General features: G+C 26.8%; 8 protein-coding genes. 2 read left to right on the top strand and 6 right to left on the bottom strand.

Annotated elements, in window-relative coordinates:
* The 5 genes from Q0V08_RS07900 to Q0V08_RS07880 all read right to left on the bottom strand — a co-directional run.
* A partial coding sequence (locus Q0V08_RS07900; protein ID WP_297433693.1) for a hypothetical protein occupies positions 1-1,262 on the bottom strand: 1,262 nt, incomplete at its 3' end.
* Between the two features lie 250 nt (positions 1,263-1,512).
* Complete coding sequence (locus tag Q0V08_RS07895; protein WP_297433691.1) at positions 1,513-2,919, bottom strand: hypothetical protein; 1,407 nt, start codon at positions 2,917-2,919, stop codon at positions 1,513-1,515.
* 23 nt (positions 2,920-2,942) lie between these two features.
* Entirely contained in the window at positions 2,943-3,911 is a 969-nt protein-coding gene (locus tag Q0V08_RS07890; RefSeq protein WP_297433690.1) for a type I phosphomannose isomerase catalytic subunit, read from the bottom strand.
* Positions 3,912-4,046: 135 nt separating this feature from the next.
* On the bottom strand, positions 4,047-5,912 hold the full coding sequence (locus Q0V08_RS07885) for a 5'-nucleotidase C-terminal domain-containing protein (protein WP_297433689.1): 1,866 nt from the start codon (positions 5,910-5,912) through the stop codon (positions 4,047-4,049).
* Between the two features lie 2 nt (positions 5,913-5,914).
* Positions 5,915-7,039, bottom strand: coding sequence for a YibE/F family protein (locus tag Q0V08_RS07880; RefSeq protein WP_297433688.1), 1,125 nt, complete (start codon positions 7,037-7,039; stop codon positions 5,915-5,917).
* 145 nt (positions 7,040-7,184) lie between these two features.
* Here Q0V08_RS07880 and Q0V08_RS07875 point away from each other — a divergent pair, with 145 nt between their 5' ends.
* Complete coding sequence (locus tag Q0V08_RS07875) at positions 7,185-7,334, top strand: hypothetical protein (RefSeq protein ID WP_297433686.1); 150 nt, start codon at positions 7,185-7,187, stop codon at positions 7,332-7,334.
* Positions 7,335-7,449: 115 nt separating this feature from the next.
* Positions 7,450-8,013: a HutD family protein gene (locus Q0V08_RS07870; protein ID WP_297433684.1), complete on the top strand. Its 564-nt coding sequence runs from the start codon at positions 7,450-7,452 to the stop codon at positions 8,011-8,013.
* 212 nt (positions 8,014-8,225) lie between these two features.
* Here Q0V08_RS07870 and Q0V08_RS07865 read toward each other — a convergent pair.
* The coding region (locus tag Q0V08_RS07865; protein WP_297433682.1) for a hypothetical protein at positions 8,226-11,017 on the bottom strand (2,792 nt) is incomplete at its 5' end.

Here is an 11,017-nt window from a genome sequence, read left to right as displayed (position 1 = left end):
CTCATTAATAATAATAAAACTAAACTTATCTTAGAGAGTAATATATAGTTTTTATTTTCTATATTTTTTGATATAACTATCTCATTTTTATATTTCTCTACACTGTCTTCAATCTCTTCAAAATCAATATAATATTCCAAAATTTTATTAAATAAATCTCTTTTTATTAAATCTTCTTTTGGAAATCCAAAAGAGATACTCATATTTCCAATTATTTTTGCTCTTATATTTTTTTTATTTATTTTGTTAATATCCAATAAAACAATACTTTTTAATGTATTATTTAAAAATGAGCTCATCAATCTCTCTCTAGATGAATAATATTTTATATTTTGAGAAACTAATATATCTTTTACTCCAATACTTTCTAAAGAATTTTTTACAATTCCAACTTTACTTTCATTTACATCAAGCTTAATGTTATTATAAATTTCATATATCGGGATTTTAAAAAGTTCTTTGCTCAATATGTAACTATTTTTTTCCAAACATTTCTCATCTTTACATGCAGATGTAACTATCATATTTATTTTTTTCTTTAAAAAAAGATTATATACCTCTTCATAATCTCCACTTTTTGTTTTTATCTCAATTATTTGAAAATCTAAATCTTTTTTTAAAATTTTTATTATCTCTGGAATTCTTCCTATAAATTTTTCTTCAGAATGAGAGTAATGAGTCAATGACTCACACTCTATATAAGCTATTTTTAGATTTCGATTTTCTTTTTGAATAAAAAATTTTTTTTCCTCTTCAGTTAAGCTCTCTATAAATAAACTTTTTTTTAACTCTTTTAACCTATCTTGAGAAAATTCATTAAATATTAAATTATAATTATCTCTTAACCCACTATTTATTAAATCTAATAAATTTTTATTATTACTTTTTACTCCAAAATTTAATATATTACTTTCTCTTTTTATATCTTCACTATATAAAGTATCCTCATCATTTATACTTCCTTTTTTTATTAAAGCAACTACATCTAAATTGTTATCTATAAACGATTTCTGAATATCACTTTCGCTTCCTTTATAAAACTCTACATTTAATTTTAAATAATCTTTAAAAAAACTTTCAGATAAACTATTTAAACTTCTATTATTTAATACTTCTTCGTTTAATTTACTATTTATAATCCCTACTCTAAACTTTTTATTTTTTAATCTAATATAATTTAATTCCTCTTGATATGTTCTTGGTGTATATTGTACACAAAATACTTCAAAAGAAATTAAAAAAAATATTATTATAAACTTCATATTTCCCCCATATAACCTCACTACTTTACATATGCTTAACTTTTCTTTATTTCATAATAACATACTAAATATATTTTTACAAAAAATAAAAAAAGAACTCCGGGGGGTGGAGTTCTTCTGGAATTTTTCTCAAATATATATTAGGGGGAATATATTAGAGAAAAGGATTTGTACATATAGAGTATCATTTTTAATGTCGTGTGTATATATACTTTTTTTAACACATTTTATATCATAAAAAACACATTTATTATTTTTTTAAATTTTCAAATCTTTTATCTAAAACATATTCTATAAAGCACCTTTGAATCTCTCTTAAACTTAAAGTATTTACTTTTCTTAAAGTTTTTATACTGTAGCTTTCTGTATCTGATATTATTAAATTATAGCTATCAATCTCTTCTTTACTTTTAAACCTAAACTCTAAAAATGATTCTGTTGTAAAAGATATTTTAGGATAAAAAACTTTCATAGATTCTATAACTCTTTGGCTGTATTCATTATCAATATTTCTAGATACACTTAATACTTTAAATCCTTCAACATATTCTTCTGACATAAAAAAATTTGTTATGCAACCTGCTAATCTTAAAATATCTGAATAAATCATATCTATACTTAACTCTTTTAATATATCTTCAACTATTTTACCAAGTTTTTTACATCTTTCAGAGTTTGGACTTTTTCTAACCCATAAAACCCCATATTTTTTATCTAAATATCCCATTGAATAGCATGTTACAAGTTGACTATACAACTTCTTTTTTTCTTTATCACTAAGGATAAATATCTCTTGAACTTTATTAATAAATTTTTTATAACTCTCTTTTAATGGATTATTTAAGTCGCAATTATATCTAATTTTTAATACTACACTTGCCAAAAATCTTTTAAATTCAGATGAAAGTTCAATTGATGTTTTTATATTTTCTATCTCTAATAATGTTTCTTTAAACTCTTCATGTTTTTCAATTCCATTTATTTCATAATTAATAGGTCCTTTTATTCTTTCAATTATTGCCATTGTATAAATTGCATAGTATGAAAATGAAGATTTTTTTAATTTAAATTTTTCTGTTATTTGAGAATATATCTTTAAATACTCTTTTTCTTCTAAAATATCTATCTCTTCTAATAGCTCTTTTCTTTGCTTAGAAAGGAACTCTCTATCTATAAATAATTTCATTATTTTTTCACAAAGCATATTATATAAATTACCTTCATTAATCTCTTTAAGAAAAATCCCCTTAGAATTTCTAGATTCAACTTTTATTCCCTCTTCCTCTAAAAACTCTCTTACTTTTTTCAAATCTTTGATTGCTGTGGTTCTTGAAACACCCATAGCTTGTCTTTCTTTTTCCAAATTAATGTATCCATCTAAAAGTAATCTTATACAATATATATCTTGTCTTTCTCTAGATGAAAGAATATCTAATTTTGAAAAAAATTCTGAAAATTTCTCATCTCTATTTTCAAGACTATATATATTATTTATTTTTCTTATTGGTTTTATTCCTTTTTCACGTAGGTATTCATTAAGTACATTTATATTTCTTTCTATAGAATTAATATCTAAATCCACATATTTTGTTATTTCATCTAAATGGATATCTCCATGTAACAAAACTTTTAGCAGAGCTATTGCTTTATTTGACATATACCATCCCCCTAAAATTTTATTTATATATAGCTTTTCATAACCTCTAATTTCCCACTTATTGTAACTGATTTATTTGCTGGTATAAAGTATGTGTCTCCCTTTTTTACTTCATACTCTATTTCATCAGACTTTAATTTTCCCTCTCCATCAAGTATTGAGTATATTTTAAAGTTTTTATAACTTTCATCTTGAAATATTCCATTAACTAATAATCTATCAATAGAAAAATATTCTCCTCTTATTAACTCCTCAACAGTTGCATCTTGAATCTTTATCTTTTCTCTTGAAACCTCTGAACTTATCTCTACATCTTTTCCAAATTCAATTACATCCATAGCTTTATCTAAATGTAGCTCTCTTTTTACTCCATTTACTTCTCTATCAAAATCATATATTCTATAAGTTGTGTCTGAGTTTTGCTGTATCTCACATATTAAAATAGATCCCTCTAAAGTTCCATGGACAACTCCAGGTTTTACATCTATAAAGTCACCTTTTTTTACACTTACCTCATTAAATAAACCTGTAAAATCTTTTTTATCTACTTTTTCTTTATATATCTCTGGTGTAATCTCTTTTTTTAACCCTAATATTAATTTAGCATCTGAACTAGCTTCCATAACATACCAAACTTCACTTTTACCAAATTCCTTTTCTACTCTTAGTGCGTATTCATCACTTGGATGAACTTGTACAGAAAGCTTATCGTTGATATCTAAATACTTTATTAAAAGTGGAAACTTTTCTCCATATTTTTCGATAATCTCTTTTCCTACAAGCTCTTCTCTATATTTTTTAAATATATCCTCTAGACTTTTTCCTTTTAACTCGCCGTTTTCAACATAAGACATCCCTGCTGGATGACAGCTCACTTCCCAAGATTCTCCATATAACTCATCAGTAGGTAATTGAAATCCTAAAGTTGTTTCAAAACCTCTTCCACCCCATATTTTTTCAACTAAATTCTTTTTAAATTTTAATAGATACATCTTTCCTCCTAGAACTAACACATATGATATATATTAAGTATATAATTTTCTAAATTCCCTTTATTGTATCTTGATTTATTGAAAAAGTAAACAAAAAAGAGGAAAAAACTTCCCTCTTTTTTGCTTTTACTACTATTATATGTTATTTATGTTTATTGATTGAACATTTAATGTTCTTCCATCCTCAGACATTGGTACTTTTATTTCACCTGTTCTGATTTTTTCAATAACAGCATCCTTTCCAGGAACATTTTCTTCAAATCCAATTATCGACCAGTTGTTATCAACTTTTGGATTTAATTCACCTTTTAAGTTTTCTTGTACATATCTTACAATAAGATCTCTAATTCTTCCACCATCTTGTAACTCTTCATAAGAATCATAATATTTATCTTCAGCTGTTACAAGTCCTAAGTTCATAAGAGTTCCAAATCTATAGTTATTTACAGCTACTTTATATGTTTTCTTTGGATCTATAGGTTGACCATTTATTGTTGCGTCAACTATTCTTTGCCCAGTTGGCTTAGATATATCAACTTTATAATTTACTCCGTCAAACATATCATAGTTATATCCTCTAACTTTTGGATTAAATGATATAGTTACGTCTCCTGGTTCTGTTTGATTATAGTAATCCATCGACCATTCCATATATTTTAATAGATTTTCTCCAGTCATATTTACACCCATTAAAGTATTTGTATACTTGTAAATAAATGCAACATCCTTCTTTTTAAAATCTCCTGCATTTAAATTTGAGTCAAAATTAAATACTGCTGCTGCTGAAACATCTGATTTTGCAAAATGATTTTGCACTTCATTTATTAGTTCAATTATTGCATTATCCTCTAATTGAGACGTTGGCATTGTTGTAACTTTATCTTCACCAGTAATATAATCTGTTCTCTCTATAAATTTACCATTTACTTTTCCAACTACTTTATTTGCATCAGCTCTTGATTCATCATGAACATTTTTAAACTGATCTAGCATATCTTTATCTGCTGAAACATCTTTAGTTTCCACATTTTTAGCTACTATATCCTTAACTTCCCACTTACCATCTTTTTTAACAACTTTGATTTCTCCATTAGAAACTCCCCATCCGTAAGCACCTGGCTCAAGAACTGTTGTTCCATTTACATCAGTTACATATCTAGCATGCTCGTGACCTGCAAATATAAGATCAAATTGAGGATAAGCTTGTGCTAAATCAAATACACCAGTTTTTCCATACTCATCTTTTCTTCCTAAGTGGAAAGCTCCTACAAGTACATCATATTTTCCTTCTAATTCATCTAAAGTTTCTTTTACTGCTGTCATTGGATCTTCAAAAGTAAGTCCTTTAAAATGCTCTGGAGCTGAAGCTTCCCACATAGGAACATGAGGTGGAATTCCTCCTACTAAAGCTACCTTTACTCCTTGAACGTCATAAATTTGGTATGGTAAAACAAATTTTGATCCATCATCTTCATTCTCTATGTTTACAGAGATTACCGATCCTTTGAAATTTTTAACATTTCTTAATAAGAAATCTTTTTCAAAATTAAATTCATGATTTCCTAAAATCCATGCATCATAATCCATTGTATTCATAGCTTCAACCATAGGATGTGTTTCTAAGTTATTAAATAACTCAGCACTATTATCTTGAACAGTATCTCCTATATCCATTAAAATTAAGTTTGGATTTTTTTCTCTTAAGTTTTTTACAATTGTATAAGTTTTTGCAAATCCTGCACTTTTATCTTCAGAATCAATTCCATACTCATATGGATATATTCTTCCATGAACGTCAGACGTAGCTGCAAAAGATAAAGTAACTTCCTCTGGTCCTGCCTCTCCCTTTGTAATAACTTTTTTCTCTAGATTAAGCTTATTTTCTTTATACTCCTTAACCTCTGTGTTTGTTGCTGTTTTAGGTGTTTCCTCTTTTTTTCCACAACCAATTAAAGCCATAGATAAAAGAGCTCCTAAAACTAAGAATTTAGTGCTTTTCACTATTATTCCTCCCCTTTTCTTTTTATTAATAATATTGAAACAACTGCTGTTATTGGTACAGTTGCTATTATACCTATACTTCCTGCTAAAGCATTGACAATCTCAATTGCTATAGCTGGTATATTTATGAATTGCTGATAAACCATTCCGTAACCCCATATCATCATCATTAAAGGTAATGATCCTCCAGCAAAAGCAAGTATCAATGTGTTTATCATTGTTCCAACTATATCCTTTCCTATTACCATAGCCGAATGGAATAGTTCCTTTGAAGTTAAACTTTTTTTATGTTGATGTATTTCATTTACAGATGATGATATAGACATTGCCACATCCATAACGGCTCCTAGAGAAGCAATTAATATGGATACAAATAATAATCCTTCTATCTGAAGTTTAAAATCTTTTGTTATATAAAGTAATTGTTGTCCTTCAGATAAATTTAGTCCACTTAAACTCATTATTTTTCCAAATCCATAAGAGATTAATCCTGCAATAGTTATACCACTAATAGTTCCTATTATTGCTGAATATGTTTTTCTATCATATCCACCTATTAATAAGAAACTAACTACTATTATTATAGACGATAGTAGTATTGAAGTTGATACTGGATCCACACCTTTAAATAAAAGTGGCAATAATACATATATTATTACTGCTCCAGTAAAAACTAAAGCTAATAGAGATTTTACCCCTTTCATTTTCCCTAAGGCTAAAACAGCTCCTATGAATATTGCACCTAAAAGATAGATTGCACGATCTCTTTTTAAGTTATATAACCACACTGTAGGTTTTTCCTTTTCCTCTCTCACTGTAAATATAGCTTTTAATCCTACATCTGCATATACATTGTGAAGAGCACTTAAAGAGTTGTAAACTTTAAAAGTTTTATCTTTATATTTTCCTTCTAAAATCTTTACTTCTAAATTTTGTCCACCTCTAAACTTACCCTTTACAACAGGGTCTTTCATTAGTTCTTCATCTATAACTTTAGTTACTTCACCTTGAACAAACTCTTGTGGAAATTTTGTTTTTCCTTTTAAATCCACACTTAATTTAGGTGAATAAATTGCCATTATAAAAATAGATATAATAACTAATATTGGTAATATTATCCTCTTCATTTCAACCTCTTGTTCTATTAAAAATCATTTTCACTAAAAATTATAACATTTTTTTTGAAAAAAATCTCTTTTTTGTTTGACTATTTCACATTTTTTTTGTATTATTATATGTGTAATATTATAACTTTTGGGGTGAGGTGGAAAAATGCTTGAAGCAAACATAAAAGAACTACTAAAAGGTAAAACTATGGATGAATTACTTGATTTAATAATTTTAGGATTAGAAGCTAACGGTGAAAAGGAATCTTTTATCAATACTTTTAATGAAGATAAACCTCTTATGGAGATTGCTTAATAACTCTCTTGATTTTTTCAAGAGTTTTTTTTATTTTTTGGAAAATTAGCCTTGATTATTTGGAGTTTATGAGCTATATAAGTAGTGAGATTAACTTCAATATATGGAGGGTACTATGGATTATAAAATTGTCAGAAAAGAAAATCAAAAAGAACGCCTTTGGACTGGAGGAGTTTCTAAAGAGCTATATATTTATCCCGATGGTTCAACTATTAATAGTCCTTTTAATTTCAGGGTCTCAACAGCAAGTATAAATCCTGGAGAATATAATTTCACATCTTTTAAAGGATACAAAAGACTTCTTATTCTTTTGTCAGGAAGTGTTAAGTTAGAAGTGGATGGAAAAAATTATTATCTAAAACCTCTATCACATATATTTTTCTCTGGTGATAGTCATACAAGTAGTTTAGCGGATGAAAAAAGTATTGATTTCAATCTTATTTTTAAAGAAAATATTAATCTTTTAGATTTTAAAATTATTGAATCAGAATTCTTAGGAAAAGAACTCTCTCCTAAAGCAATTAATATATTTTATAATTTAGAAGAAAATCGTCATATTCGTGTGAATAGTAATGAATATACTTTAGGAAAAGAGGATACTCTTATTGCATGTGGAAACAACTTTAATATAGAAGGACTAGGTAGAGGAATTATTTTATCTCTAGAGATAAAAATATAAATAAAAATCCCCTTTTAAAGAAGGGGATTTTTATTTTAAATTACGTTTCTCATAAACATCATTGTAAGTAAAATTAGCATAGTAATTGTGATTTTTTCTTCCAATTTAAAACTCCTCCTATTTTTACTAATCACTACATTTTATCACTGAATTTCTACTTTTTCAATATATTTATAAAAAACGAGATAGAGATGAACTCTCTCTCACTTTATCTACTGTTTTTTCTCTTTCTCTGGAGTTTTTAATGGTGGAAGTTTAACACCAAAATTAAATTTCATCATCACTTTCCCTAAATGCCTAACCCTTGGGTTTTCTGTTGTAAATTCTGCTCCTTTAGGTAGTGTTGTTGTATCCACTTTGATAATATAATTTTTCCCTAAAGTTTCAGCTACTGGAGGTATATGGTATCTTCCAAATCTATCTGTTTCTACAACTATTCCCTCTGGTGTGGCCAATCTAACTCCTGATAATCCTTCTTCCTGTATTCCATTATTTAGTATAAATATTTCGAGTATTATTTTATTATTTGCATCTTTTACTACTCTTTGAGTTATAACTATATCTTGACTTGTCATACCTTTTACTTTATCACCAGTATGTGTTGTTATAACTTTTCCATTACTTTGCTGAGTTATATCAGTTCCTCTATTTGTTTGAACTCTTACATCTGCCACAATCGGTTTTACTAACTCTTTTCTTATAACAACCATGTTATTTGTTGCTGGTTCTAATTCTGATACTCTTCCTTTAATCTCTCTTATTGTTACTTTGTCATAAGAATCACTAAAACTATATGTTTTTCCATCTTTAGAAACTGTTGTTGTATTATTTTTATAATACTCTTTTGGAATTTTAACATCTATTACAACGTTTTTAGCTGTTGCATAGTCTTGAATCCCGTCTCCATCTCTATCGTGGAAAACTTTTCCTATAATTGTTGTATGCTCAAATATTGGATCTGATATAATCTCTACATCTACAGAATCTGAATTTGATATTGCTTTATCTAAACTATCTATAGATATTGCTGTATTTTTATAAGTTCCTGGTTTTACTCCTACACCTACTTTCAATAAATATTTTATTTTTACTATATCACCAGATTTTATCTCTGATATAGGTCCAAACTTTATCTCTTTTACTCCTGTTGTTGGTATTTTATTTTCAGCATAGCTTTCATTTAAAACTTGAACTGCTGATCCTTCAACGTATATAAATCCTGGGGGAATTTTATCCTGAACATATACATTTGTTGCTGTGTCTTCTCCTACATTTTTAATTTGTATAATATACGGTATAAATTTTCCAACTGATGCTTCCTCTAATTCAGAACGTTTACTCAGCACTAAATCTGTATTTTTTCTACCTAATACAATAAGAGTTCTTCTTAACTCTCCTTCAGATGTATTTTGTAACGGATCATTTGGTAAATAATCATATGTTGCAATTTGCTTTGTTTTTGCGAATACTCCTTTGGGATTAACTGTAGATTTTACTACAAAAGATATTACGCTTCGTGAAGGAACTATATCTTCAAATTCAAAGCTACTTTCTTGATTAGATATACCTAAATTTGTTGCAGGAGGTAATGAAGTAGTTGAAACCGCATATAAATTAGATAATTTATTTAATATCGATTTTGCCATTTCATTATTTATATCATTTAAATTTTCTACATTTTCTGCAACCATGTTATCTATTTGTTTTAAATTTACCTTTCCTTTTACTAAAACTTGTGGATTTTGATAAAGCTCATTTTTTGAATAGTAAACTTTTTCTCCAGTATCTAAAGAAGTAAAAACAATACCTAAAAACTCATGATTTGTAAATGCATTTAACCCATTATCATCTTTTATTTGTTTAGTATCTAATTGATGATTAATAACTGTTTTTCCTTTCATGGGAACTTTAGTTTTATTAACTAAGCTAAGATAGTATAAAACATCCTCTCCTGCAAATACAACCGGTGGCTTAGAGTTTTTTCCTTCAGAACTTTCTACATTTTCTGCTATCGGTTTTTCTTCTAAAATAATTTGATTGCTATCATTATATTTATTATCATATCTAAATACATCATGTCTCAAAAGTAATTTTGGTTTATCTAGTTGAATTACAATCTCATCACTTTTTATTTCCACCTCATTTTTTATAACAATAGCTTCATTTTTTATCTCTAAAATCTCTTCTGAAATATTCTTTGGTATAATTAATGTGTAAGTTATTAGTGTTTCCATATCGCTTTCTAAAGATGTTCCAAGTATTGTTAAATTTAATCCTTGAGTAGTAAACATATCTTTACCATTATTTATTAAATCTCCATTAATTTTTATATCTTTTATATCTTCTATTTTTAAAATTGGTAAATTATTATATTTATTAATTTCTAAAAGATTATCTTTTACTATAACTTGTTGCTCATTTTTAGAGTTTGTTTTCAACACTATTGTATAAACTACTTCATCTCCACCTTGAAGAATTTGATTCTCGTTATTTGATATTTTTGTAATATTTATTGTCGATAAATTAACGAATGCTTTCGCTTCTTTTTCTATATTTTCAAATTTAAAATTAGCTATATTTGTAATTCCAGAATTAATATTCGTTATATCAGATTTACTTGTTATTGTATATATTACTTCTAAAACTCCATTTAAAGGAACTATTGGTTTTTCATTTATTAATTCAAATTTATTTAGAGTTTTATTGAATACAAAACTTGCATTAGTTATTGTAGAACCATTTAATTTAATAACTACATTTTTTAATGTATCTGAATTAACTTTATCTATTTCTGGGATATCCTCTAATGTATAATTTTTTAAAGGTATATTACCTAAATTTGTTAATTTAATTGTATATGTTATATCTTCTCCTTTTACAATAGTTGTCATTGGAGTGGTTTTTTCTAATAAAATATCAGTTTTACTCGTAACTTTTACTGGTGCTGTCGATGTTTCTGTTTTATCATTTATAGTATTATCTCCATCTATATCTATCTGTACCT

The sequence above is a fragment of the uncultured Cetobacterium sp. genome, assembly GCF_947038635.1.
Lineage (GTDB): Bacteria > Fusobacteriota > Fusobacteriia > Fusobacteriales > Fusobacteriaceae > Cetobacterium_A.
This window is presented reverse-complemented; position numbering and strand designations above follow the sequence as displayed.